Genomic DNA, 23,645 nt, shown 5'->3' on the forward strand with positions numbered 1-23,645 from the left:
CGCTCCTCAGCCGGTGAGCCGGGAGAGCGCCGCCGACACCAGCGTGCGCGCTCCCGGCACCAGCACGGACAGGTCCGGCGCGAACAACGGGCTGTGGTTGCCCGGCACGCCCGCGAACTTCTCCCGCAGCTCCTCCCCCGGCGCCGCCTCCCACACGGGCGCCGGGGTGGAGCTCACGTACCAGTAGTCGTAGGGCACGCCCGCCGGGGCGAGCAGGGAGAAGTCCTCACTGCCGAGCGCCTGCCCGAAGTCGAACACCGTGTGCTCGCCGAAGAGTTCACGGTGCACGGCGGCGATCTCCCCGTCCAGGGCCGCGTCGTTGACGGTGTTCGGGCAGCCGGCGTGGACCGTGAACTCGGGCGGGACCGGGCACCCCGCGGCGGCGCACTCCCCCTCGACGACCCGCCGGATCGCGGCGAGGACCCGCTCGCGCGCCCGGGTGTCCTGGGTGCGCACGTTCAGCGCGAGCCGGGCCTCGGCGGGGATGATGTTGGCATTCGTACCGGCGTGGAAACTCCCCACCGTCAGCACCACCGACTCGCTCGCCGCCACCTCGCGCGCGACCACGGTCTGGAGCCTGGTGACGATGTACGCCGCCGTCACGACCGGGTCGACCGTCGACTCGGGCCGCGAACCGTGCCCGCCGACACCGTGCACGACGACGTCGACGTCGTCCGAGGCCGACAACGTCAGGCCGGGGGTGTGCGGGTAGAACCCGGCGAGTCCCGGCGCCACGTGCTGGCCGAACAGCACGTCCGGGCGCGGGAAGCGGGCGTGGATCCCGTCGGCGACCATCGCCCGGGCGCCGCCCCCGGCCTCCTCCGCCGGCTGCCCGACCACGACGAGCGTCCCGGACCAGGTCTCGCGGGCGGCGGCGAGCGCCTCGGCGGCGGCCACCAGCCAGGTGACGTGCAGGTCGTGGCCGCAGGCGTGCATCAGACCGTCGACGGTCGAGGCGTACGGCAGCCCGGTCGCCTCCCGCACGGGCAGCGCGTCCATGTCGCCGCGCAGCCACACCACCGGCCCGTCACCGTTCGCGAGCACCCCGACGACACCGGTGCGGGCCACCCCCTCCGTCACCTCGTACCCGGCCTCGCGCAGCCGCAGGGCCAGCTTCGCGGCGGTGCGGTGTTCCTGGAAGGACAGCTCGGGATGGCGGTGCAGATCCTGGTAGAAGCCCGCCAGCCGGCCGGGTTCGAGTCCCGAGGTGATCTCGCGGGTCAGACGGGCGACAACGACGGCCGGTTCTGTCATACCGCGCAGCCTAGAACCCGTCGGTCACCGTCCGCCCGCTCCGGCGCCTGCCGTCCGGAAAGTCAGAGGCCCAGCAGGCGGGTGACCATGCGCAGCACCCCGTTGTCGTTGTTGGAGGGCGCGAGGTGGCGGGCCCGGCGGACGACCTCCGGGTGGGCGTTGGCCATGGCGAACGACCAGTCGGCGGCGTCCAGCATCTCCAGGTCGTTGAGATAGTCGCCGAACACCATGGTCTGCGCGGGTGTGATGCCCAGCTCGCGCTGGAGTGCGCGCAGCGCGGCGCCCTTGTTGGCGGTGCGGTTCATGATGTCGACCCAGTGCTCGCCGGAGACGACGACCTGGTGGGTCCGCGCGAAGGGCGCGAGAGCCGGTGCGGTGGTCCTCTCGACGGACCCGAAGTCGAAGAGCGCGACCTTGATGATGTCGTCGTCCACGGCGGTGACGTCCTCGACGACCCGGTGCCGCACGTAGTACCGGCCCACCTCGGCGAGGAACGCCTCGTCGGCCCGCTCGACGTAGGCGGACCGCTTCCCGCAGACCACGGCGCCCACGTCGACGCCGTCGGACGTGAGCCCGCGCACGGCCTCCATGACCCGCGCGACCACTCCCGGGGCCAGCGGATCGGAGCTCAGCTCCTCCCCGTCGCGCACCACATAGGTGCCGTTCTCCGCTATGAACACCATGCCCTCGGCGACCTCGGCGAACTCCGCGGCCAGGGTGGCGTACTGGCGCCCGCTCGCCGGGGTGAACAGCACCCCGCGCTCCCGCAGCCGCGCCAGCGTCTCCCACAGGCCCTCGGGCACCTTCTTGTCGTCGTCGAGCAGCGTGCCGTCCATGTCGGTGACGATCAGCCGGATGTCGACGGGACCCGCCGGGGACGCGGACGCGGTCGGGCGGGGGGCGTGCGAGTAGGGCATGGCCTGCTTCCTGTACGGGATCACCGGATTTTCACCCTACCGGGGACAACGGTGATCATCCGGCGGCACAATGGCGGACGCAGGCCCGTGACACGGGCAGGACGTGAGAAGGGGCTCTCGGGTGAGCGGGTCGGCACGGCTGGACACCAGCGTCGCGCACAACGCGCGGGTGTGGAACTACTGGATCGGCGGCAAGGACAACTACGAGGTCGACCAGCGGGTCGGCGAGCATGTCGCCGGGATGTTCCCGCTCATCCGGGAGATCGCGCGCGCGGACCGCTGGTTCCTGGGGCAGGCGGTGCGGTTCCTCGCCGAGGAGCGCGGGGTGCGGCAGTTCCTCGACATCGGCACCGGGCTGCCGACGGCCGACAACACCCACGAGATCGCCCAGCGCGTCGCGCCCGAGTCGCGGATCGTGTACGTCGACAACGACCCGATCGTGCTGGCGCACGCCCGTACGCTGCTGACGGGCACCGCCGAGGGCGTCACCGACTACATCGACGCCGATGTGCACGACCCGGCCCAGATCCTCGAACGCGCGGCGGGCACCCTGGACTTCGGCCGCCCGGTCGCGGTGATGATGCTGGGCATCCTGAACTTCGTCCTGGACTTCGAGGCGGCCCGGGACATCGTCCGCAAGGTGATGGCCGACGTCCCGTCCGGCAGTTTCCTGGTGCTGACGCACCCCACCCACGACAGCGAGGTGGGCGGCGAGGGCCAGATCCCGGCGATGAAGTTCTGGAACGAGAACGCCACCCCGCCGATCACCGCGCGCGGCGGCAAGGAGATCGCCGCGTTCTTCGAGGGCCTGGACCTGCTGGAGCCGGGCCTGGTGTCCTGCTCGCGCTGGCGCGGCGAGGCCGACTCCCTCGCGGTGGTGCCGCAGTACGGCGCGGTGGCCGTGAAACCCTGACGGACGTACGGCACGCAACGGACGCAGCGACCGTGGAGGACGTATGACCACCCTTGCCGATCCCGTCCCCGGCGGGCGTCCCGGAGAGGTCGAGCGGGCCGGCGCGCTCGCCGGCGAACTCTCGGCGAGAGGCGTGCACGGGATCGTCCTGGCCTATGTCGACACGGCGGGGATCGGCCGGGTGAAGACGATCCCCACGGCCGGGCTGGCCTCGGCGGCGGCCTGGGGCGTCGGGATGTCGCCGGTGTTCGACACGTTCCTGGCGAACGACCACATCGTCGCGACCGACGTGCTCGGCTCCCCGGACGGCGATCTGCGTCTGTACCCGGACCTCGACCGGCTCGTGGCCCTGGCCGGGCAGCCCGGCTGGGCCTGGGCGCCGGTCGACCGCGTCACCCAGGACGGGGAACGGCACCCCGGCTGCTCCCGCACCTTTCTGCGCCGCGTCGTCGCGCAGGCGGCCCGCGAGCACGGTCTCGCCTTCAAGGCGGCCATCGAGATCGAGTGGGCGGTCGGCCTGGACTCGGCGCCCGCGGGCGAGTTCGTCCCGGCGGCCACGGGACCGGCGTACGGCGCGACCCGGCAGGTCGAGCTGAGCGAGTACACCGTCGAGCTGCTGGCCGCGTGCGCGGCGCAGGGCGTGGACGTCGACCAGATCCATCCGGAGTACGCGCCGGGCCAGTTCGAGATCTCGGTGGGCGCGCTCGACCCGGTGGCGGCGGCCGACCGCAGCGTCCTCGTCCGCCAGACGATCCGCGCGCTGGCCCGGCGCCACGGCCTGCGGGTGTCCTTCTCCCCCGCCGTCGTGGCGGAGGGCGTCGGCAACGGCGGGCACGTCCATCTCTCCGCCTGGCGGGACGGCACGAACCTGCACGCGGGCGGAGTGCGGCGGCACGGCATGACGGCCGACGCGGAGGCGTTCGCGGCCGGGGTGCTGGCCCGGCTCCCGGCCCTCACGGCGGTGACCGCGCCCAGCCCGGCGAGCCATCTGCGCCTCAAACCGTCCCAGTGGGCCGGGGTGTTCACCGCCTGGGGCCTGGAGACCCGCGAGTGCGCGCTGCGCCTGGTGCGCGGTACGGCGGGCCGCCGCGCCGAGCAGGCGAATCTGGAGGTCAAGCCGGTCGACCTGGCCGCCAACCCGTACCTCGCCCTCGGCTGCCTGATCGCCGCCGGGCTGGCCGGGCTCGCGTCGGGCGCCGTCCTGCCCGAGGAGAGCGACGGGGACCCGGCCCGGCTCGACGCCGGGGAGGCCGCCGCCCGGGGCGTGCGCCGGCTGCCGGCCTCGCTCGCCGAGGCGCTCGCCGAGTTCCGCCGGGACGAGGTGCTGCGGACCGCGCTCGGCCCGGTCCTCGCCGACGCGGTGAGCGCCGTACGACAGGGCGAGATCGACGCCGTCGACGGGCTCGACGACGAGCGGGTGGCCGCGGCCTACCGCTGGAAGTACTGACATGACCGGCGGACCGGTCCACGAGGCCCTCGCCGAGCTGGAGCTGGTGGACCACCACTGCCACGGCGTCGTCACCGACCCCCTGGACCGGCCGGGCTTCGAGGCGTTGCTCACCGAGGGCGACCGGTGGCCCGGCCACTCGGCCTTCGACACACCCGCCGGGGTGGCCGTACGCCGCCACTGCGCGCCGGTGCTCGACCTGGAGCGGCACGCCCCGGCCGACGTCTACCTGGCCCGGCGCGCCGAACTGGGTCCGCGGGAGGTGAACCGGCGGTTCCTCGCCGCCGCCCGGACCGGCGTGTTCTGTGTCGACACCGGGTTCGCCCCGCACCGCATCACCACGCCCGCCGAGCTGGCCGCGGCGGCCGCGGCCGGCGGTCCGGCGGTCGCCCACGAGGTCGTCCGGCTGGAGGCCGTGGCGGAGGCCGTGGCCACCCGGGGTGTCGAGGCCGACGGGTATGCCGACGCGTTCCGGGCGGCCGCCCTGGACGCGGTGCGGCGGCCCGGGGTGGTGGCGGTCAAGTCGGTGGCCGCCTACCGGACCGGCTTCGACCTCGACCCGGCCCGGCCCCCGGACGCCGAGGTCACCCGCGCCGCCCGGCGCTGGCTGGCGGGCGGCGGACGGCTGGCGGACCCGGTACTGGTCCGGCACCTGCTGTGGACGGCCGTCGACCTGGGGCTCCCCCTCCAACTGCACACCGGCTTCGGCGACAACGACATCCGGCTGCACCGGGTGGACCCGAGCCGTCTCACGGACTGGCTGCACCTGACGGCGGGCGCCATCCCGGTCCTGCTGCTGCACTGCTGGCCCTACCAGCGGCAGGCCGCCTATCTGGCCGCGGTGTTCGAGCAGGTCTACCTGGATGTGGGGCTCACCCTGCATCATGTGGGTCCCCCACGAGCGCGGGCGGTCCTGGAGGAGGCGCTGGAGATCACACCGTTCCGCAAACTGCTGTACAGCTCGGACGCCTATGGTGTGGCGGAGTTCTACGGGCTCGGCGCGCTGGCGTTCCGCAGGGGACTGGGGGATCTGCTCCAGGACCGGGTGGACGCCGACGAACTGGGCCTGCCCGACGCGCTGCGCCTGGCGCGCTGGGCCGGAGCCGACAATGCCCGCCGGGTCTACCGGCTTCCCGACGGACACTGAAAGTATGATCAAGCAATGTCTGACTTGACCGAAACCACGCCGGGTTGGCTGAGCTCCGACGAGCTCGAGATGGCACGCGCCCGTATGCCGATCCTCTACGTCGAGGCCGTGCCCGTGCGCGTCGACGACAGCGGCGAAGTCACCAGCGTCGGCCTGCTGCTGCGGATGGGACCGGAGGGCACGGTCAGCCGCACCCTGGTATCCGGCCGGGTCCTGCACCACGAGCGCGTCCGCGACGCCCTGTTGCGCCATCTGGAGAAGGACCTCGGTCCGGTGGCGCTGCCCCGCGTACCGACCTCGCTCCAGCCGTTCACGGTGGCCGAGTACTTCCCCACGCAGGGCGTCACGCCGTACCACGACCCCCGTCAGCACGCGGTGTCGCTGGCCTACATCGTGCCGGTGACCGGCGACTGCCGTCCCCGCCAGGACGCGCTGGACCTGGTGTGGTTCAGCCCGCAGGAGGCCGCCTCGCTCGCGGTGCAGAGCGAGATGCCGGGCGGGCACGGGTTCCTGCTGCGGCAGGCCCTGGCCCACGTCGGCCTCTCGGCCTCCTGAGCGTGATCCCTGCGCCGGCCGGCCGTCGCGCCCTGGTGGGCGCCGCCCGCAGTCGTCCCTGCACCCTCGTGGTGTGCAGGGGCTGCTGCTGCGGCGACGCCGGCAAACACCCCGGCTACGACCACGCCTGGCAGCTGGAGCGGCTGCGGGCGGCAGCCGCCGACTCCGCCGGCGCCTTCGAGGTCCGCACGACCGACTGCCTGGGCCCCTGCGACCAGGCCAACGTGATCGTCGTCCAGCCCTCGGCCGACGGACGCCGGGCCGGCGGCCGGGCCACCTGGGTCGGCTTCGCCATGGACGACGACTGCACGGACGAGATCCTGACCTGGGCGGCGGCGGGCGGCCCGGGGATCGCGGCGCCGCCCCTCACACTGGAGCTCCAGTTCATCAGCCCGCCGCGCGGGGAGCGGGTACGCAGCCGCAGGTAACCCCCTCACGCACCAACCACCCCTACGAGCAAGGAGTTCGGGGCTCCCGGAGCCTTCTGGCGTAGGTTGTCCCGATGGGGGCGACAGCACAGCGGCAGTCCGAGGAACACGAGGTCGGCAAGGGCGGGGCGGCGCGCTCGTCGGTGCTGATGGCCCTGGGCACGATCGTGTCCCGGGCGACCGGGCTGATCCGCCAGGTCCTGCAGGCCGCCGCCCTGGGCACCGGCCTGCTGGCCAGTACGTACAACACCGCGAACACCGTGCCGACCAGCCTCTACACCCTGCTGATCGGCGGCGCGCTGAACGCCGTGCTGGTGCCGCAGCTGGTGCGGGCGAGGGCGACCCACCCGGACGGCGGGCGGGCCTACGAGCAGCGGCTCGTCACCCTGGTCGTGTCGGTCCTCGCCGTGGGGACGGCGCTGGCGGTGTGGGCGGCCCCGCAGATCGTCTCGCTGTACATGCGCGACACCCCGGACCACCACGAGGCGTACCGGCTCACCGTGGTCTTCGCCCGGTTCCTGCTCCCGCAGATCTTCTTCTACGGCCTGTTCAACATATACGGACAGGTGCTCAACGCCCGCGAGCGGTTCGGCGCGATGATGTGGACGCCGGTCCTCAACAACGTCGTGCTGCTGGGCATGTTCGGCGCCTACCTCGGGCTGATGACCGTGCCGACGGAGGTCGCGGACATCACCGACGCCCAGGTCCGGCTGCTGGGCGTCGGGACGACCGTCGGCATCGCGGTGCAGGCCCTCGCGCTGGTCCCGTTCGCGCGGGCCGCCGGGTTCCGCTTCCGCCCGCGGTTCGACTGGCGCGGCTCCGGCCTGGGTTCCGGTGTGCACGCCGCCAAGTGGACCCTGCTGCTCGTCCTGACGAACCTCGTCTCGCTGACCGTGGTGACCAACTACGCCAACACCGTCGACCAGAGGCTGCCGGACGCCGGCGCGGGCTACACGGCGTACACCTACGCGCAGACGATCTGGATGCTGCCGCAGTCGGTGGTCACCGTCTCCCTGGTGACCGCGCTGCTGCCGCGCATGAGCCGCGCCGTGGCCCAGGGGCGGCTCGCGGACGTGCGCGCCGATCTGTCGCGCGGGCTGCGGGTGAGCGGGGTCGTCGTCGTCCCGGCCGCGTTCCTGTTCCTGGCCCTCGGTCCGCGGATCGCCACCCTGCTGTTCGCGCACGGCGCGGCCGACGCGGCCTCCGCGCAGCCGCTCGGCCACATGCTCCAGGCGTTCGGCCTCGGCCTGATCCCGTTCTCCGCGCAGTACCTCCTCCTGCGCGACTTCTACGCCTTCGAGGACACCCGCACGCCGTTCCTCATGGCGCTCTGGATCGCGGCGGTGAACATCGTCCTGGCCACCGCCTGCCACCTGCTGCTGCCCGACCGCTGGGCGGTGACCGGCATGGCCGGGGGGTACACCCTGTCCTGTCTGGCGGGGCTGGCCCTCACCGCGCGCCGGCTGCGCGGCCGGACCGGTGGGCGTCTGGACGACGGCGCGCTGCGGCGCACGTACACCAAGCTGCTGGTGGCGGCGGGCCTCGCCGCCGTCGCGGGGTGGGCGGCCGACGCCGCGTGCGCGGCCGCGCTGGGCGGCGGCACCGTGCCGACCGCGACCGCCCTCGCGGCCGGCTCCCTCACCCTCGTCCTGGTCTATCTCGGTGTGGCCCGGCTGACGAAGGTCGACGAGCTGCGGGGGCTGCGGCGACCGTAGGATCGCCCGTTTCGGTGAGCAGGCCGGCCAGCGTGGCGCGGGCGCGGGCCACCCGCGAGCGGACGGTACCGACCGGGCAGCCGCTCACCTCGGCCGCCTCCGCGTAGGGCAGCCCCAGCAGCTGGGTCAGCACGAACGCCTCCCGCCGGTCCTCCGGCAGCGCGGCCAGCAGATCCCGCAGGACGACGCCGTCGTCGAAGCCGGGCAGTCCGCGTGGCTGGGCCAGTTCGACGGCCGTCTGCCAGTCGGTCCGGTCCGACAGACGCGGCCGGGCCGCGGCGGACCGGAAGCTGTCCATCACCGCCCGGCGCGCGATCGACAGCAGCCACGCCCGCGCCGAGGAACGCCCCTCGAACCGGTGCAGGCCGCTCAGGGCCCGCAGGAACGTGTCCTGCGCCAGATCGTCCGCCGCCTGCGGGTCGGCGCTCAGATGGGCCACGTACCGCAGGACGTCGTGGTGCAGGGCGCGCACGAAGCCCTCGACGGCCGCCGCGTCACCGCCCCGCGCGGCCAGCGCCAGCGCGGTCGTCGACTCGTCGGCGGGTGCCGCCTTGCCGGCCCGCTTCGCGCGTCCCGCGCCGTGCGGCGTGCGGTGCCTCTCGGCCTTGGCGGAGTCGTGGAGCCTGCGGTGCTTGTCGGCCTTGCCGTGCCCTGCGGTCATGGCGCCTCATCCTGGCAGCGGGGCCGCAGGGCGTCACTCGGGGTTGGGCGAATCCACAGCCAGTCCGGGCGACTCACAGCACGGGACGGCGCGGACACGTCACCTCGTTGCGCCGCGTCTCAGCGCGTCTGTCCGCGCCGACCGCGTGGAAAACAACGAAGGCCGCTTCCACGCTTTCGTGGAAACGACCTTCCGACCTGCGATGAAGCTGGTCGGGACGACAGGATTTGAACCTGCGACCCCTTGACCCCCAGTCAAGTGCGCTACCAAGCTGCGCCACGTCCCGTTGCCCGCCTGACCTGGGGTTTCCCCTGGCCGAACACGCATGGAAACCATACCGCACTCGGGTCGATGGTCGCGCACCCGTTTCCCGCGCCCCGGCCGCCGGGCACCGTCAGTCCCCCGGGGCCGCCCCCAGCTCCGGGTACGCGTCGAGCAGTCGCGGCGGGGCCGCCTGGCGCCAGGAGTCGGCGAGGATGTCCCGCAGCTCGCCCTCGTCCTCCAGAGCGGCGAGGCGGGCCCGCACCCAGGCGAACTGGGCCTCGTGGTCGGCGATCCAGAACTTCCCCGGCTCGGCGAGCACCAGTTCGTCGCGCTCCTCCTTGGGGCAGCGCACGGCGAGGGAGGTCTCCTCCTCGGGCAGCGTGGCGAACATCTTCCCCGCGACCCGGAAGGTGGGCATGTTCCAGGAGATCTTCTCCGTGGTGTCCGGCAGGGACAGGGCGATACGGCGTACGTCTTCGGCGTCCGGCATGCTCCGCACCGTAGCCGCTGCCACTGACAGTCACCCGACGCCGACGTGCTTGTAGTACAGGGTGGTCGGGCGCAGGACCCCGGCCGGGCTCGCCGCGTAGTCCGGGATCACTCCGGCCCTGGTCCACCCGGCGGTGCGGTACAGGTGCTCGGCGGGGCTGTCGGTCTCGGTGTCCAGGTGCAGCAGGGTGACACCGGCCGCGACGGCGCTCTCCTCGGCGGCGGACAGCAGGGTGCGGCCGAGGCCCCTCCCGCGGGCGTCCCGGTGGACCATCAGCTTGACGAGTTCGGCGCGGTGGCGGCTGTTGGGCTTGTCGGGGAAGGCCAGGCCGACGGTGCCGACGACACGGTCGCCGTCCTGCGCCGCCCAGACCGCGAGCTGCCCGGCGGCGACGCCCTCCGCGCGGTCCTTCCACCAGTCCAGGGCCGCCGTCCGGTCGAGCGGGGCGAGGAAGCCGAGCGAGGCGCCGTCGTCCACCGCGTCGACCAGCAGGTCGGCCAACTCCGCCGCGCGGGCGCGCAGTTTGGGGGCGTCGAGCCGGGTCACGGTCATGGCAGCACCACCGCCAGCACGTACCGCACGTCCTCGTCGCCCGTGCACCGGAACCGGGTCGGGCCCCACACCCGCAGGCGCAGGCAGTCCCCGGCGCCGAGCTGGTGCCCGGTGTCCTCGGCCGTCACTTCCAGGGCGCCCTCCAGCACCCAGATGTGCTGTTCCAGGCCCGCCACCGGCGGCCGGTCGTAGGCGATGTCTGCGCCCACGGCGAGCCGGCCCTCGACCAGTTCGCCGCGCAGCGCGGGGTGCGGCGGCGACACGGAGCGCCGGACGAACCCGGAGGCCCGGTCCTCCCAGACGGACTGCTCGTCGGCGCGCACCAGCGGCGCGGGCTCCGCCTCCACCTCGCTGAGCAGCCGGGACATGGTCCGCCCGTAGACATGGCACAGCCGGTTCAGCAGCGCGGCGGTCGGACTGGTCTCCGCCCGCTCGGCCCGCGACAGGGTGGACCGGCTCACCCCGCTGCGTTCCGCCAACTCCCCCAGCGACCAGCCGCGTTCGGCCCGCAACTCGGCCAGCCGCCCGGCGATCCGCACATCGACGGGGTCCGGCACCCCGACCGTCTCCGCTCCGCCTGCCTCATGTCTCATATTCGGGACGCTATCCCTGATATGAGACGTCACTGTTACGGAAGGCTCACAGGGCTCACAGGGCTCACACGCGTGCGGCCTCGCCCAGCGCCTCCAGCACCGGCCGGATCAGCGGATGCCCCTCCGCTCCCCGGCGGACGGCCGCGAAGACCCGCCGGGTCGGCGCCACGCCGTCGACCGGCCGTACGACCACCCCTGTGAGGTCCATGCCGCGCAGCGCCGAACGCGGGACGAGCGCGACGCCCGCGTCGGCCGAGGCCAGGGCGACGACCGCGCGGAAGTCGTCCGAGGAGTGCTCCAGACGAGGCTGGAATCCGGCGTTCTCGCAGGCCAGGACGACCACGTCATGGCAGGGGTTGCCCGGGTAGGGGCCGATCCACGGGTCCTTGGCCAGTTCGGCGAGCGGAACCTCGGGGGCGTCGGCGAGACGATGACTGACCGGGACGACCGCGTCGAAGGGCTCGGCGTAGAGCGGGACGTGCGCGAGTCTCGGATCGTCGGCGGCCGGTGCCCCGCGGTACTCGACGGCGACCGCGACATCGACCTGCCGGTCGAGCACCATCGGCAGACTGGCGTCGCCCTCGGCGTCCTGGACGCGGATGCGGATCCCCGGGGCGGTGCCGGCCAGCCGGGCCACCGCGGGCGCCACGACCAGGGCGATCCCCGTCGCGAAGGCGGCGACCGTGACCGTGCCGGCGGCTCCGGAGCTGTAGGCGGCCAGCTCCGCCTCGGCCCGCTCCAGCTGGGCCAGGACGGCGTTGGTGTGGGTGAGCAGGATCTCGCCGGCCGGGGTGAGCCGTACGCCCTTGGCACTCCGCTCGACCAGCCGGTGGCCGGTCTCCTGCTCCAGGGCAGCCAGCTGCTGGGAGACGGCGGACGGGGTGAGATACAGCGCGGCGGCTGCCGCGGTCACCGTGCGGTGGTCGGCCACCGCACGAAGGATGTGGAGCCGCCGCGCTTCGATCATGGATCGATTATCGCAATATGTCCGAGCCCCTCAGACCGCCTCCCGGCCCGGCGGCCAGCGTCCGAGACCGTCACAGGGTTGGACAGCCACCGGCTCGGGCCACCACCGACCCGGACGGCTGGCGTCCGAGACCGTCACCGGCACAGACAGCCTCCAGCCCGGACGGCCACCGGCCGGGGCGGCCACCGGCCGGGACCGCCGTCGGCCCCGGCCCCGCTGTGTTCAGACCGCCTGCGGCTCGGACGCTTCCAGTTCCGACCGCGCCGCGACGAAGGCGTCGACGGCGCGGTTGACGTCGTCCGTGGAGTGCGCGGCGGACAGCTGGACCCGGATGCGGGCCCGGTCCTGCGGGACCACCGGGTAGGAGAAGCCGATCACGTACACCCCGCGCTCCAGCAGCAGTTCGGCCATCCGGCCCGCCTTCGCCGCGTCGCCGATCATCACGGGCGCGATGGCGTGGTCGCCGGGCAGGATGTCGAAGCCCTCGTCGGTCATCCGGCGGCGGAACAGCGCGGTGTTCTCGGCGAGCCGCACCCGCAGGTCGTCGGCCGACTCCAGCAGGTCGAGGACCTTCAGCGAGGCGGCGGCGATGACCGGGGCGAGGGTGTTGGAGAAGAGGTAGGGGCGGGAGCGCTGGCGCAGCAGCGCGACGATCTCCGCCCGGGCGGCCACATATCCGCCGGACGCGCCGCCCAGCGCCTTGCCGAGGGTGCCGGTGATGATGTCGACGCGGTCCATCACGCCGTGCAGCTCGGGCGTGCCACGACCGCCGGGGCCGACGAAGCCGACCGCGTGCGAGTCGTCGACCATGACCATGGCGTCGTAGCGCTCGGCGAGGTCGCAGATCTCGGCGAGGGGAGCCACATAGCCGTCCATGGAGAAGACGCCGTCGGTGACGACCAGCCGGCGCCGCGCGTCGGAGGCGTCCTTCAACTGCCGCTCCAGGTCGGCCAGATCACGGTTGGCGTAGCGGAACCGGCGGGCCTTGGACAGCCGGATGCCGTCGATGATCGAGGCGTGGTTGAGCGCGTCGGAGATCACCGCGTCCTCGGGGCCGAGGAGTGTCTCGAAGACCCCTCCGTTGGCGTCGAAGCAGGAGGAGTACAGGATCGTGTCCTCCTGGCCGAGGAAGGCCGAAAGACGGGCCTCCAGCTCCTTGTGCACCTCCTGCGTACCGCAGATGAAGCGCACCGACGCCATGCCGTAGCCCCAGCGGTCGAGGGCCGCGTGGGCGGCGGCGACGACCTCGGGGTGGTCGGCGAGGCCGAGGTAGTTGTTGGCGCAGAAGTTGAGGACCTCGCCGGGCCGGCCGCCCGCGGTGACGGCGACCGTCGCCGACTGCGGGCTGCCGATGACCCGCTCGGGCTTGTGCAGACCGGCGGCGCGGATCTCGTCGAGGGTGGCGCGCACGTCGTCGCGCACGGAGTCGAACATCGGGAAGCTCCTAAGAAACGCAGGAACGCAGGAACGCGGGAAACGCAGGAACGCAGGAACGCAAGAAGCGCGGGTGGCTCACGCGGTCCAGTCGAGGATGACCTTGCCGCCGCGGCCGCTCGCCGCGTCGGCGAAGGCCGCCTCGAAGTCGCGGTAGCCGTACCGGCCGGTGATCACGGGGGCGAGGTCGAGGCCGCCCTCCAGCAGCACCGACATCGCGTACCAGGTCTCGAACATCTCGCGGCCGTAGATGCCCTTGATCGTGATCATCGAGGTGACGATCCGGGCCCAGTCGACCGGGAACTCCTCGGCGGGCAGCCCCAGCATGGCGATCCGGCCGCCGTGCGTCATGTTGGCGATCATGTCGCGCAGCGCCGCGGGCCGGCCGGACATCTCCAGACCGATGTCGAAGCCCTCGCGCAGCCCCAGCTCACGCTGCCCGTCGGCGATGGACTCCTGCGACACGTTCAGCGCGAGGCTCGCACCGATCTTGCGGGCCAGCTCCAGCCGCTCCTCGCTGACGTCGGTGACGACGACGTTGCGGGCACCCGCGTGCCGGGCGACCGCGGCGGCCATCAGGCCGATCGGTCCGGCGCCGGTGATCAGCACGTCCTCGCCGACGAGCGGGAAGGACAGCGCGGTGTGCACGGCGTTGCCGAACGGGTCGAAGATCGCCGCCACGTCGAGGTCCACCGGGACCCGGTGCACCCACACGTTGGACGCGGGCAGGGCGACGTACTCCGCGAAGGCGCCGTCACGGCCGACGCCGAGCCCGACGGTCGCCCGGCACAGATGGCGGCGCCCGGCCAGACAGTTGCGGCACTTGCCGCAGACGAGGTGCCCCTCGCCGCTGACCCGGTCCCCCACCTGGATGTCGGCGACATCGCGGCCGGTGCCGACCACCTCGCCGACGAACTCGTGCCCGAGCACGAGCGGGGTGCTGATCGTCGCCTGCGCCCAGCCGTCCCAGGACCGGATGTGCAGATCCGTGCCGCAGATACCGGTGCGCAGCACCCTGATCAGCACGTCGCCGGGCCCGACGGCCGGCTCGGGGACGTCCGCGAGCCACAGTCCGGGCTCCGCCTTCTCCTTGACCAGCGCCTTCACGCTACGGCTCCTGTGGTGAGGGCCCGGGCGCGAGCAGCCCGAAGGGCCCCGCATCCGGGAAGACATGTGGATTCGCCCAGCAATCTGCCGCACTTCACCGGCCCGGTCCATCGAGCTTTTCTTAAGCGCCGCCACAGCTCCGCTTCACACGGGTGGCCCCGCTCGCCCGGACCGGCTTCCCGCACACCACGGTGGGGCGTGCCACCCTGGACCGCAACCCTCACCAGGCCGGCCGACTGACATGGAGCCCTCGATGACCACAGCACGGGACCTGTTGCTCGTCGCGATGGACGTGGCGCCCGTACGCCCCGCCGGGCAGGGCGAACTGTCCCTGGCCCTCGCGGGCGCCGAGGTGATCGATCTCGTCGGGACCGGAGCGGTGGCCCTCGACGGCGACCTCCTCGTGCCCGGCACGGCGCCGGCACCGGACGACCGCCTCCTGGCCGAGGCGGCGGCGTCACTCGTACGGGCGGCGCCGTACGAGTCGGTCGAGGACTGGCTGTGGCGGCGCGGCAGCGGCCTGGCCGCGGCCTATTCCGCCCGGTTCGAGGCGGACGGGCTGACCGGCCGGGCGCGCCACGGCCGGCTCCCGTTCCGGTCGGCGGGGACGGAGCCGCTCGACTCACCGGCGCGTCGCCACGCCACCGGGCGCTGGGCGGCGGACGAGCCGGTCCTCGCCGCGCTGGGCGCCGCCGTGGGTCTGCGCGAGGAGCCCGCCGAAGGCTTCCCGGACCTCCCCGGCGACACGGTCGTGACGGTCCTGGCAGCGGTCGGCGACGCGGTGGCGGAACTCGAGGCCGTACGACAGCGTCGGTCCATCGAGGACGCGGCCTTCGACAACATCTGGCGGGCCCCCTGACCGGCGTACCTCACGGCTCCGGGAACCCGCCGCTCTCCCGCCGCTGAAGGTGTCCGGCGAGTTCGGCGGCCGTCGACTTGATGGTCTCCAGGCCGGCCTTCCCCCAGGGCCGGGGCGTGAGATCGGCGACGCACACCGTGCCCAGCACCATGCCGCTCGTGTCGATGAGCGGGGCGCCCAGGTAGGAGCGGATGCCGTACTCGTCGACGACCGGATTGCCCGCGAAGCGCGGGTAGTCGCCCACGTCCTCGAGCACCAGCGCCTTGCGCCGCGCGACGACGTGCGGGCAGTAGCCGTAGTCGCGGGGCAGTCGGCGGCCCACCTCGGGTTTGCCGCCGCGCGCGGCCCGGCCGCCTTGCGGGGTGTGCAGCCCGGCGAAGAACTGCCGTTCCTCGTCGAGGAAGTTGACCATGGCGTACGGCGCACCGGCCACCTCGGCCAGGCGGTCCGCGAAGGCGTCCAGGGCGGGCTCCGGCTGTGCCCCGAGGCCGAGTCTGCGCAGCCTGCGGGCACGGGCGGGGGCTTCCCTGTCCTCCGGGGTGAGCAGCAGACGACCGGCCGGGCGCGGCGGGTCGTAGCTCATGGCCGGGTTCCGTCGCTGTTGTCGTACGTCATATGCGGCTCCGGGGCGTCGGGTGCGGGGATCACATGTGGGCGCCGCGGCTCGGCTGGGGTGCGGCCGGTGCGTGGGCGATGAGGTGTTTGACGAGGGTGAGCAGGGTCTGGACCCCGGACGCGGAGATACGGGCGTCGCAGCGCACGACGGGGACGTCCGGGGCGAGGTCGATGGCGGCGCGCACCTCCTCGGGGTTGTAGCGGTGGGAGCCGTCGAACTCGTTGACGGCGATGATGAAGGCGAGTCCGCGTTCCTCGAAGAAGTCGACGGCCGCGAAGCACTCCTCGAGGCGTCGGGTGTCGGCGAGGATGACCGCGCCGAGGGCGCCCTCGGACAGTTCGTCCCACATGAACCAGAACCTCTCCTGGCCGGGTGTGCCGAACAGGTAGAGGACGTGGCTCGGGTCGAGGGTGATGCGGCCGAAGTCCATGGCGACGGTCGTCTCGACCTTGTTCTCGATGCCGTCGAGGTTGTCCGTGGCGGCACTGACCGTGGTGAGCAGTTCCTCGGTGCTGAGCGGCGCGATCTCGCTGACGGCGCCGACGAAGGTCGTCTTGCCGACCCCGAAACCGCCCGCGACCAGGATCTTCAGCGCCGTGGGAAAGGGGTCGGAGCCGCCGCCGTCACGGGCGCCGTACTCGCGGTGCTCGTCGTACGCGTCGTACTCAGAGCTGTCGTCGTAGTCCATCGAGCACTGCCTCCAGAAGGGCCCGGTCGGTGGGGATGTGGTGGTACTCGGGGGGCTTGGTGGTCAGCGCCCCGCAATCGAGGAGATCGGAGAGCAGCACCTTGGTGACCGCTGCCGGCAGCTTCAGATGGGCCGCGATCTCGGCCACCGACACGGGCGCGCGGGTCAGGTGGAGCGCGGTCGCGTGTTCGGGACCGAGGTAGCCGAGGGGCGTCGCCCCGGTGGCCATCACCTGCGACATGAGGTCGAGGGCGACGCTGGGCTTGGTCCGGCCCCCGCTGACCGTGAACGGGCGCACCAGCCGCCCGGCCGCGTCGTCGAGCCAGGGCCCGTCGCCGGCCGCCGCCACGCTCAAGGCCCCATCACCGACGGTTCGACGGCGTGCTGCCGGGGCGCGGTCATGAGATACGGCCGGACGCTCTTGACGAGCATCGACATCTCGTAACCGAGCACCGCCGCGTCGGCCTCCCGGCCGGCGAGCACCGCGAGACACGCGCCCGAGCCCGCGGTGGTGACGAACAGCAGCGTCGAGTCGAGTTCGACGACGACCTGCCGCACGTCCCCGCCGTCGCCGAACCGGACGCCGGCGCTGCGGCCGAGCGAGTACAGGCCGGAGGCCAGGGCGGCCATGTGGTCGGCGCTGTCCGGGTCGAGGCCGTGGACCGACTTCACCAGTCCGTCGCAGGAGAGCAGCACCGCGCTCGTGGTGTGCGGTACGCGCTGCACGAGGCCACTCATCAGCCAGTCGAGATCGGATACCTGGCCGGTCGGCGCATCGCTCGCCATGGTGGATCGACTCCTTGGGGTACGAAGGTCTGCGGGAGCGCTGGGGGTGGGGGTGACCGTGCTCATCCGGCTGGTGCGCTCCCGTCGTGCCGTGCGGTGGATCGGTCGGGACCAGGCAGGTCCGGCCCGTCACCCGCGCCGTACGCCTCGGGGGGCGCGGCGGCGGGCACGGGGCGCGCCTGCGGTATGCGGGTCGGGTGCGGCGGTCGTACGTCGGCCTCGACGGGGAGGGGTACCGGCCGGGCCTGTTCCGCGCCCCCGACCGGGGCGGCGTCGCCCACGGCACCGTGGCTTCCGGGCCGCCGGCCGTGGTCCGACGCCGGGTGGGCGGCCGGGTCGAGCAGGACTTCGAGAGGGGCCGGCGGGCGCAGCGGTGCCGGGTCCGGGACGTCCGCCTCCAGGCTCTGCTGAGCCTCGGCCAGGCCGATGCCGCGCTGGAAGGCCGCCATCAGGCCGGGGTCGTGGCCGGCGGGCTCGAAGTCCTGGCGCGGGGCCGGGCCGCCGCGCAGCTGGGGCACGATGTGCTCCTGGGCGCGGCGGCGGGGCAGTTGGGGCTTGCCCATGGTGCCGCGCACCGCGCCGACGCGCGGGGTGGGCGCGATGCCGGCGTGCTCCTCGACGACGGGCCGGTCGCCGCGCCGGATGCCGGGCACGGCCTCGGCCGGGTTGGGCCGTGCCGCTCGGGCACCCCGGACGGGCAGCGGCGCGGGTGCGCCCGGCCGCTGCGGCATCGGCTCGGCGGGGGCGGGGTGCGGGGGCGGCGCGGCGGCACGGTCCGGGCCGGAGCCGCTCGGGTGACCCTGCGGGGGCGGGGCGACCACGGGCACCCCGGACCCGGGCGTGTCCCGTGTCGGGGACGGGGCTGGGGTCGGGGCGGGAGCCGGGGTCGGGTTCTGCGCCGTGCCCGGGGCGTTCCACGCCTCCGGCGAGCCGGCCGAGGTGCCGGGGCGCGTGCCTCCGCCCTGCGCCCGCGCCGGGCCGAACGACCGCCCGGCGCCGTCGGTGTCCCGTCCCGGGGACGGCACCGAGGACCCGCCCGGGCCCGGCGCGTCCTGCGGATGCGCGAAGCCCGTCGGACGGTCCACGTCCGCGGTGTGCCGCGGGCCGCGCGGCTGTCCGGGATCGGGGGTCCCGGCGGCGCGGGACTGCGGGGCGGGCGGCAGGGGCGGCCGTACCGGTTCGGCCACGGCGGGGGGTGCGGCGGGCACGAGGGGCAGGCCGCCGCCGTCGGTGTCCGGTCCGCGCGGTACCGCCCCGGGGACGCCCGGCGCGGAGCCCAGCAGCGCCTGCGGCACGACGAGGACGGCCTGGACGCCGCCGTAGATGTTGCTCTGGAGACGGACCCGGATGCCGTGCCGCCGGGCGAGCTGGGAGACGACGAACAGGCCGATGCGGCCGTCGGCGAGCAGACGGCCGACGTTGACCTGGTCGGGGTCGGCGAGCAGGGCGTTCATCCTGCTCTGCTCCTCGACGGGCATACCGAGCCCGCGGTCCTCGACCTCGACGGCGAGTCCGGAGGTGACGAGGTTCGCGCGCAGCAGCACCTGGGTGTGCGGGGCGGAGAACACCGTGGCGTTCTCGACGAGTTCGGCGAGCAGGTGGATGACGTCGGCGACGGCGTGGCCGCGCAGTTCGCCGTCGATGGGCGGGACGAGTTTGACCCGTGCGTACTGCTCGACCTCGGCGATGGCGGAGCGCAGCACCTCGGTCATGGAGACCGGGTTGCTCCACTGCCGCCGGGAGACGGCCCCGCCGAGGACGGCGAGGTTCTCGGCGTGCCGACGGATGCGGGTGGCGAGGTGGTCGACGTGGAAGAGGCCCTTGAGGAGATCGGGGTCCTCGATCGCGTTCTCCAGCTCGTCGAGGATCGAGATCTCGCGGTGCACCAGGGACTGAAGGCGCCGCGCCAGATTGACGAAGACCTCCAGCTTCTGTTCGCTGCCGGCCTGGCTGGACAGCTGCGCGGCCTGTACGACGGCGGTGACGGCCCCTTCGTGGGCCCGGGCCAGGTCGGCGGCGAGCAGCTCGAAGTCGTCGGCGTCGCCGGGCGGTCCGCCGCGCGACGTGCGCCGGGGCGGGACCTCCCCGCGGCGCAGCGCCTCGATGACGGCACGCAGCTCGGCCTCGCCGCGCGCGCTGCCGCGGCGCAGCGCCGCGACACGGTCGCTGACCGAGCGGGCGGCGCGGTCCGCGGCCACGGCGGCGATGACGATGCCGACGCCGGTCACCGCGACGGCACCGGCGAGGACCGCCCACAGGGTCACGCCGGGCCGGACGTGGGTGGAGCGCACGGTGAACAGGACGACCGCGCAGGCGCTGAGGGCGACCGCGGTGGGCGGGAGCACGGCGAGCCGCAGCAGCTGGGGCCGTATGTGTGTCTCGGCCGACGCCGGTGCGGGGCGGGCGACCGGCCGCCCGTGCCGTCCGCCCTCACGGCGGTCGGCGCGTGTGGCGGGTGCGCGGAGGTGAGACATCGGTGTCCTCGTACTGGTCCGTCGAGCCTGGCTGTCGGTCGGGAGAGCCGAAGAATTCGGCCCGGCGTCGCCCGACGGCCACTCACAGTAGTCGGCAACGTGTCAGGTGCGGTGGGCAGTTGACAAAGTCACCCAGCGAGCGTCCCGCTCTGGTATGAGGCTTCGCACGACAGACCGATAAGGGCGCGCCACCCGGCGGACAACACGGAAAGCGCACGATCAGACCTGGTCGGAGACGGTCCGGAAACGACCGTGCGGGCCGGGGAGCTTTTCGCTCCCCGGCCCGCACGGTCGAACGCCTCCGGCCCCCGTCAGCCCGCCGGGACCGCCTCCGGCGCATCGCCGCCTTCGACGGCACCCCGGCTTTCGTCACTCTCGGTATCGGCTTTGGCCTTGGTTACCGTCGCGATCAGGGGCTGCCATCCGGCCGCCGGCGCGAGTGCCACCTCCCGCCACCACGGCTCGCCCGGGACGGTCTCGGCGGCGGGCTCGAAGGGCTCGCCGGGCTTGGGCAGGGCGGCCCGCGCCCCGGCGGCCCGTGCGGCGGCCAGGGTGCCCTCCCCCGGGTCGGTCCACGCGTGGGTGGCGAGGTTGAACGTGCCCCAGTGGATCGGCAGCATCACTCCGCCGGGACCGCCCTGGAGGTCCAGGTGGGCACGCATGCCCTCCTCGGGGGTCATGTGGATGTCGGGCCAGAAGTCCGAGTAGGCGCCGATCTGGATCATGGTCGCGTCGAACGGGCCGTGCTCGGCGCCGATCTCCTGGAAGCCGTCGAAGTAGCCGGTGTCACCGCTGTGGTAGATCCGGTGCTCGTCGCCCGCGACGACCCAGGAGGCCCACAGGGTGTGCTGGGTGTTGCGCAGACCGCGGCCGCAGAAGTGCCGGGCCGGGGTGGCGGTCAGGGTGAGCCCGCCGACCTTCGTCGCCTCGTGCCAGTCCAGCTCGCGCAGCCGGTCGGCGGACACGCCCCAGTGCTCGAGGTGGGCGCCGACGCCGAGCGGCACGGCGAACAGGGTGTCCGTGTCCGCGAGTGCCTTGATCGTGGGCAGGTCCAGGTGGTCGTAGTGGTCGTGCGAGATGACGACGACGTCGACCGGGCCCAGCGCGGCCAGCGGCAGCGGGACCGGGTGCAGCCGCTTGGGCCCCGCGAAGGGGAAGGGGGAGCAGCGCTCGCCCCAGACGGGGTCGAACAGGACACGCTGCCCGTCGATCTCCGCGAGCACGCTGGAGTGCCCCATCCAGGTCAGCCGCAGGCCCGTGGCCGGCGGCTTGGCGAGGTCGGCGAGCGTGGTGGGGTGCACCGGTACGGTGCCCGCGGGGGCGCGGCGGGGGCGCTGTTCCTTGTCGAAGAAGACCTTGGCGAAGTCGAGCGTGGAGCCCGAGGGACGGGTCCGCGCCGTCCCGCCGGGGTTCTGGAAGACCCCGTCCTTGAAGTGGGGCGATCTGCGGATGCGCGCCAGGCGCTCGCCACTCGGATCCGCGCCGAAGGCCGCGGGCTGTAGAGCGCGGAGCCCGGAGCTCAGGGAACGGAAACCGGACACGGTACCTCCAGGTGGGGTCGCTGAGGCATTCCATTATGGGTGCCCGCTCCGACAACGCCGGGGGTCACCCCGGGCATTCCGCCGCGAGCCTGCTTTGACACGGCGTCCCCGCGTTCCAATACTGACCCACTGTTCAGTACCAGCCGTTTCGGCCGTACCGGCCCGCCGGTCGAGGAGTCCGTATGACCGCCCCCTTCCTGTCGCTCACCTGGACCGATCACGTCACCGGGCGCCAGGGCCACCTGGTCGTCGACCGGCTCGTGCGCGGCGTGTGCAGCGGCGGGCTGCGGATGCGGGCGGGCTGCACCCTGGAGGAGGTGACCGGGCTCGCCCGCGGCATGAGCCTCAAGGAGGCGCTGCACTACGACCCCGAGGCCCGCTACGTCCCGCTGGGCGGAGCCAAGGGCGGCATCGACTGTGATCCCCGGGACCCGGAGGCGTACGGACTGCTGGTGCGGTACCTGCGGGCGGTGCGGCCGTACGTGGAGAGCTGCTGGACCACCGGCGAGGACCTGGGGCTGACCCAGGACCTGGTGGACCGGGCGGCCGCCGAAGCGGGGCTGGTGTCGTCCGTGCAGGCGGTCTACCCGCTGCTGGACGACGAGTCCGCCGCGCGCGAGCGGCTCGCCGCCGCCTTCGCCGTCGAGGTGGACGGCATCGGCCTGGACGAGCTGGTCGGCGGCTGCGGGGTCGCCGAGTCCGTGCTCACCGCGCTGGACCGGGCCGGGGTGGCGTACGCCGGGACGCGGGTCGCCCTCCAGGGGTTCGGCACCATGGGCGGGGCCACGGCGCGGTTCCTCACGCGCGCGGGGCTGACGGTGGTCGCCGTCGCCGACGTCAAGGGCACGATCGCCTGCCCGGCCGGTCTCGACGTGGAGGCGCTGCTCGCCGCGCGGGACGCCCACGGCACGGTGGACCGCGCCGTGCTGCGCCCCGCGGACCTCGAGCTGCCGGGCGACGCCTGGCTGTCGGTGGAGGCGGAGGTGCTGGTGCCGGCCGCCGTGTCGTACGCCATCGGGGTCGAGGAGCAGGAGCGGATCGGCGCCCGGTGGATCGCCGAGGCCGCCAACATGCCGGTCCTGCCGGAGGCGGAGAAGCTGCTGCACGCGCGCGGGGTGAGCGTGCTGCCGGACGTCGTCGTCAACTCCGGGACGAACGCCTGGTGGTGGTGGACGCTGTTCGGCGACATCGGCGCGGACGCGGCGGAGGCCTTCGCCTACACGCGCCGCTCGATGCGCGCCCTGGTGGAACTGGTGCTGGCCCGCGCCGAGACGGACGGCACGACACCACGGGCCGCCGCGCACACCATCGCCGAGCAGCGGCTGCCGGTGATCGCGGAACGCTTCGGGCGGTACCGGCCCGCTCCGTGAGCGTCCGCCGCCACGGACCGGCCCGTCGTCGCGCACGCCGACGGATTAGGGTGACGGCGTGGTGAGGGTCCGGTTGAGTGTGGCCGAGCGGCGCGAGGAGCTGCTGCGGGCGGCCATCGAGCAGATCGAGGCGCGGGGCGTGGCGGCGGTCAGGATCGCCGACGTGGCCGCGGCCCTCGGTGTGAGCAACGCCCTGGTGCTCTACCACTTCTCGACGAAGGAGAAACTGGTCGCCGACGCGTTCGCCTACGCGGCCGAGGGCGACCTGGCGCGGCTGCGCAAGCTGGTCGGCCGCCGGACCACCGCACTGCGCAGGCTGCGGTCGGCGGTGCGCTGGTACGCGCCCACGGGTCAGGCCAAGGGCTGGCGGCTGTGGATCGAGGGCTGGGCGGTGTCGCTGCGCGAGCCCGCGCTGCGGGAGGTGGCGCGGGATCTCGACAGGGAGTGGAAGGCGGCGCTGGCCGAGGTGATCGCGGAGGGCGTGGCCGCGGGCGAGTTCCGGTGCCCGGACCCGGCCGGCACGGCCCTGCGCCTGACGGCCCTGCTCGACGGACTCGCCGTACAGCTGACGTCCTACGCGGGCACGGTGTCCCGGGCCCGCGCCCAGGAGTGGGTCGACGAGGCACTGGCCCGTGAACTCGGTCTGGGCCCCGAGACGTTGAGCGCCCACAAGCCCTGAGGGACCGGCTCCCGCCACGTTCCCGGAACCCACCAGGACTGCCGACCACCCGACCGCGGCACAGCAACGGCCCGAGCACGACTGGGACGCGAGGGTGGCAGCGACGACGCGAGCGCCGCCGGAACGGCGAGCGCCGCCGGAACGGCGAGCGCCGCCGGAACGGCGAGCGCCGCCGGAACGGCGGTCCG

General features: G+C 73.7%; 24 protein-coding genes and 1 tRNA gene. 9 read left to right on the forward strand and 16 right to left on the reverse strand.

The window, feature by feature from the left end; genetic code table 11:
* Positions 1–6 precede the first annotated feature (6 nt).
* Both OG933_RS08155 and OG933_RS08160 read right to left on the reverse strand, forming a co-directional pair.
* Positions 7–1,254: an amidohydrolase gene (locus OG933_RS08155; protein WP_362518790.1), complete on the reverse strand. Its 1,248-nt coding sequence runs from the start codon at positions 1,252–1,254 to the stop codon at positions 7–9.
* A 62-nt stretch (positions 1,255–1,316) separates the two neighbouring features.
* On the reverse strand, positions 1,317–2,171 hold the full coding sequence (locus tag OG933_RS08160) for a Cof-type HAD-IIB family hydrolase (protein WP_405626226.1): 855 nt from the start codon (positions 2,169–2,171) through the stop codon (positions 1,317–1,319).
* Positions 2,172–2,292: 121 nt separating this feature from the next.
* Between OG933_RS08160 and OG933_RS08165 the strand changes: the two genes are divergently transcribed.
* The 6 genes from OG933_RS08165 to murJ all read left to right on the forward strand — a co-directional run bounded on the left by OG933_RS08165 (position 2,293) and on the right by murJ (position 8,376).
* Positions 2,293–3,084 carry an SAM-dependent methyltransferase gene (locus OG933_RS08165; RefSeq protein WP_362518785.1) on the forward strand — a complete coding sequence of 264 codons (792 nt, stop codon included), beginning with the start codon at positions 2,293–2,295 and terminating at the stop codon, positions 3,082–3,084.
* Between the two features lie 43 nt (positions 3,085–3,127).
* Positions 3,128–4,531: a glutamine synthetase family protein gene (locus OG933_RS08170; RefSeq protein WP_362518782.1), complete on the forward strand. Its 1,404-nt coding sequence runs from the start codon at positions 3,128–3,130 to the stop codon at positions 4,529–4,531.
* A gap of 1 nt (position 4,532) precedes the next feature.
* Positions 4,533–5,678, forward strand: a complete 1,146-nt coding sequence (locus tag OG933_RS08175; RefSeq protein WP_362518780.1) for an amidohydrolase family protein — start codon at positions 4,533–4,535, stop codon at positions 5,676–5,678.
* 15 nt (positions 5,679–5,693) lie between these two features.
* On the forward strand, positions 5,694–6,233 hold the full coding sequence (locus OG933_RS08180; RefSeq protein ID WP_107095599.1) for an NUDIX hydrolase family protein: 540 nt from the start codon (positions 5,694–5,696) through the stop codon (positions 6,231–6,233).
* Between the two features lie 2 nt (positions 6,234–6,235).
* Positions 6,236–6,661 carry a (2Fe-2S) ferredoxin domain-containing protein gene (locus OG933_RS08185; protein WP_362518777.1) on the forward strand — a complete coding sequence of 142 codons (426 nt, stop codon included), beginning with the start codon at positions 6,236–6,238 and terminating at the stop codon, positions 6,659–6,661.
* A 74-nt stretch (positions 6,662–6,735) separates the two neighbouring features.
* Positions 6,736–8,376: a murein biosynthesis integral membrane protein MurJ gene (gene murJ / locus OG933_RS08190; RefSeq protein ID WP_405626229.1), complete on the forward strand. Its 1,641-nt coding sequence runs from the start codon at positions 6,736–6,738 to the stop codon at positions 8,374–8,376.
* Here murJ and OG933_RS08195 read toward each other — a convergent pair.
* The 8 genes from OG933_RS08195 to tdh form a co-directional block, all read right to left on the reverse strand.
* Positions 8,300–9,037, reverse strand: a complete 738-nt coding sequence (locus tag OG933_RS08195) for a sigma-70 family RNA polymerase sigma factor (RefSeq protein WP_405626231.1) — start codon at positions 9,035–9,037, stop codon at positions 8,300–8,302. The two genes, murJ and OG933_RS08195, sit on opposite strands and share 77 nt — an antisense overlap.
* 209 nt (positions 9,038–9,246) lie before the next feature.
* A tRNA-Pro gene (locus tag OG933_RS08200) sits at positions 9,247–9,323 on the reverse strand.
* A gap of 108 nt (positions 9,324–9,431) precedes the next feature.
* Positions 9,432–9,791 (reverse strand): MmcQ/YjbR family DNA-binding protein, encoded by a 360-nt coding sequence (locus OG933_RS08205; protein WP_362518769.1) that lies wholly within the window; start codon positions 9,789–9,791, stop codon positions 9,432–9,434.
* A gap of 30 nt (positions 9,792–9,821) precedes the next feature.
* On the reverse strand, positions 9,822–10,343 hold the full coding sequence (locus OG933_RS08210; protein ID WP_405626234.1) for a GNAT family N-acetyltransferase: 522 nt from the start codon (positions 10,341–10,343) through the stop codon (positions 9,822–9,824).
* The gene (locus tag OG933_RS08215; RefSeq protein ID WP_362518764.1) at positions 10,340–10,936 is read right to left on the reverse strand and encodes an XRE family transcriptional regulator; all 597 of its coding nucleotides are present in this window, start codon (positions 10,934–10,936) and stop codon (positions 10,340–10,342) included. Before OG933_RS08215 ends, OG933_RS08210 begins: the two co-directional genes overlap by 4 nt.
* Positions 10,937–11,000: 64 nt before the next feature.
* On the reverse strand, positions 11,001–11,903 hold the full coding sequence (locus OG933_RS08220) for a LysR family transcriptional regulator (protein WP_362518761.1): 903 nt from the start codon (positions 11,901–11,903) through the stop codon (positions 11,001–11,003).
* 222 nt (positions 11,904–12,125) lie between these two features.
* On the reverse strand, positions 12,126–13,337 hold the full coding sequence (locus tag OG933_RS08225) for a glycine C-acetyltransferase (protein ID WP_054241334.1): 1,212 nt from the start codon (positions 13,335–13,337) through the stop codon (positions 12,126–12,128).
* A 78-nt stretch (positions 13,338–13,415) separates the two neighbouring features.
* The gene (gene tdh / locus OG933_RS08230) at positions 13,416–14,444 is read right to left on the reverse strand and encodes an L-threonine 3-dehydrogenase (RefSeq protein WP_020129494.1); all 1,029 of its coding nucleotides are present in this window, start codon (positions 14,442–14,444) and stop codon (positions 13,416–13,418) included.
* Between the two features lie 253 nt (positions 14,445–14,697).
* Here tdh and OG933_RS08235 point away from each other — a divergent pair, with 253 nt between their 5' ends.
* Positions 14,698–15,303, forward strand: a complete 606-nt coding sequence (locus tag OG933_RS08235) for a GPP34 family phosphoprotein (RefSeq protein ID WP_362518755.1) — start codon at positions 14,698–14,700, stop codon at positions 15,301–15,303.
* 10 nt (positions 15,304–15,313) lie between these two features.
* Here OG933_RS08235 and OG933_RS08240 read toward each other — a convergent pair whose 3' ends face one another.
* The 6 genes from OG933_RS08240 to OG933_RS08265 form a co-directional block, all read right to left on the reverse strand.
* Positions 15,314–15,886: a GAF domain-containing protein gene (locus OG933_RS08240; RefSeq protein ID WP_362518753.1), complete on the reverse strand. Its 573-nt coding sequence runs from the start codon at positions 15,884–15,886 to the stop codon at positions 15,314–15,316.
* Between the two features lie 61 nt (positions 15,887–15,947).
* Entirely contained in the window at positions 15,948–16,607 is a 660-nt protein-coding gene (locus OG933_RS08245; protein ID WP_142267124.1) for an ATP/GTP-binding protein, read from the reverse strand.
* Positions 16,585–16,956, reverse strand: a complete 372-nt coding sequence (locus tag OG933_RS08250) for a DUF742 domain-containing protein (RefSeq protein ID WP_020129490.1) — start codon at positions 16,954–16,956, stop codon at positions 16,585–16,587. The genes OG933_RS08245 and OG933_RS08250 overlap by 23 nt, the downstream gene beginning before the upstream one ends.
* Positions 16,957–16,958: 2 nt before the next feature.
* On the reverse strand, positions 16,959–17,393 hold the full coding sequence (locus OG933_RS08255) for a roadblock/LC7 domain-containing protein (RefSeq protein ID WP_020129489.1): 435 nt from the start codon (positions 17,391–17,393) through the stop codon (positions 16,959–16,961).
* Between the two features lie 62 nt (positions 17,394–17,455).
* Positions 17,456–19,867, reverse strand: a complete 2,412-nt coding sequence (locus tag OG933_RS08260) for an ATP-binding protein (RefSeq protein ID WP_405626239.1) — start codon at positions 19,865–19,867, stop codon at positions 17,456–17,458.
* A 311-nt stretch (positions 19,868–20,178) separates the two neighbouring features.
* The gene (locus tag OG933_RS08265; protein WP_405626242.1) at positions 20,179–21,408 is read right to left on the reverse strand and encodes an MBL fold metallo-hydrolase; all 1,230 of its coding nucleotides are present in this window, start codon (positions 21,406–21,408) and stop codon (positions 20,179–20,181) included.
* A 182-nt stretch (positions 21,409–21,590) separates the two neighbouring features.
* Here OG933_RS08265 and OG933_RS08270 point away from each other — a divergent pair, with 182 nt between their 5' ends.
* Both OG933_RS08270 and OG933_RS08275 read left to right on the forward strand, forming a co-directional pair.
* Positions 21,591–22,778, forward strand: a complete 1,188-nt coding sequence (locus OG933_RS08270) for a Glu/Leu/Phe/Val dehydrogenase dimerization domain-containing protein (RefSeq protein ID WP_405626245.1) — start codon at positions 21,591–21,593, stop codon at positions 22,776–22,778.
* Between the two features lie 58 nt (positions 22,779–22,836).
* Positions 22,837–23,457: a TetR/AcrR family transcriptional regulator gene (locus OG933_RS08275; protein WP_405626247.1), complete on the forward strand. Its 621-nt coding sequence runs from the start codon at positions 22,837–22,839 to the stop codon at positions 23,455–23,457.
* Positions 23,458–23,645: the final 188 nt, after the last annotated feature.

This window comes from Streptomyces sp. NBC_00016 (assembly GCF_045040885.1).
Lineage (GTDB): Bacteria > Actinomycetota > Actinomycetes > Streptomycetales > Streptomycetaceae > Streptomyces > Streptomyces coriariae.

Coding starts and splice junctions, on each gene's coding strand:
- OG933_RS08155 (WP_362518790.1), bottom strand. CDS start 1,254: ATGACAGAACCGGCCGTCGTTGTCGCCCGTCTGACCCGCGAGATCACC.
- OG933_RS08160 (WP_405626226.1), bottom strand. CDS start 2,171: ATGCCCTACTCGCACGCCCCCCGCCCGACCGCGTCCGCGTCCCCGGCG.
- OG933_RS08170 (WP_362518782.1), top strand. CDS start 3,128: ATGACCACCCTTGCCGATCCCGTCCCCGGCGGGCGTCCCGGAGAGGTC.
- OG933_RS08175 (WP_362518780.1), top strand. CDS start 4,533: ATGACCGGCGGACCGGTCCACGAGGCCCTCGCCGAGCTGGAGCTGGTG.
- OG933_RS08180 (WP_107095599.1), top strand. CDS start 5,694: ATGTCTGACTTGACCGAAACCACGCCGGGTTGGCTGAGCTCCGACGAG.
- murJ (WP_405626229.1), top strand. CDS start 6,736: ATGGGGGCGACAGCACAGCGGCAGTCCGAGGAACACGAGGTCGGCAAG.
- OG933_RS08195 (WP_405626231.1), bottom strand. CDS start 9,037: ATGACCGCAGGGCACGGCAAGGCCGACAAGCACCGCAGGCTCCACGAC.
- OG933_RS08205 (WP_362518769.1), bottom strand. CDS start 9,791: ATGCCGGACGCCGAAGACGTACGCCGTATCGCCCTGTCCCTGCCGGAC.
- OG933_RS08210 (WP_405626234.1), bottom strand. CDS start 10,343: ATGACCGTGACCCGGCTCGACGCCCCCAAACTGCGCGCCCGCGCGGCG.
- OG933_RS08215 (WP_362518764.1), bottom strand. CDS start 10,936: ATGAGACATGAGGCAGGCGGAGCGGAGACGGTCGGGGTGCCGGACCCC.
- OG933_RS08220 (WP_362518761.1), bottom strand. CDS start 11,903: ATGATCGAAGCGCGGCGGCTCCACATCCTTCGTGCGGTGGCCGACCAC.
- OG933_RS08225 (WP_054241334.1), bottom strand. CDS start 13,337: ATGTTCGACTCCGTGCGCGACGACGTGCGCGCCACCCTCGACGAGATC.
- OG933_RS08235 (WP_362518755.1), top strand. CDS start 14,698: ATGACCACAGCACGGGACCTGTTGCTCGTCGCGATGGACGTGGCGCCC.
- OG933_RS08240 (WP_362518753.1), bottom strand. CDS start 15,886: ATGAGCTACGACCCGCCGCGCCCGGCCGGTCGTCTGCTGCTCACCCCG.
- OG933_RS08245 (WP_142267124.1), bottom strand. CDS start 16,607: ATGGACTACGACGACAGCTCTGAGTACGACGCGTACGACGAGCACCGC.
- OG933_RS08255 (WP_020129489.1), bottom strand. CDS start 17,393: ATGGCGAGCGATGCGCCGACCGGCCAGGTATCCGATCTCGACTGGCTG.
- OG933_RS08260 (WP_405626239.1), bottom strand. CDS start 19,867: ATGTCTCACCTCCGCGCACCCGCCACACGCGCCGACCGCCGTGAGGGC.
- OG933_RS08270 (WP_405626245.1), top strand. CDS start 21,591: ATGACCGCCCCCTTCCTGTCGCTCACCTGGACCGATCACGTCACCGGG.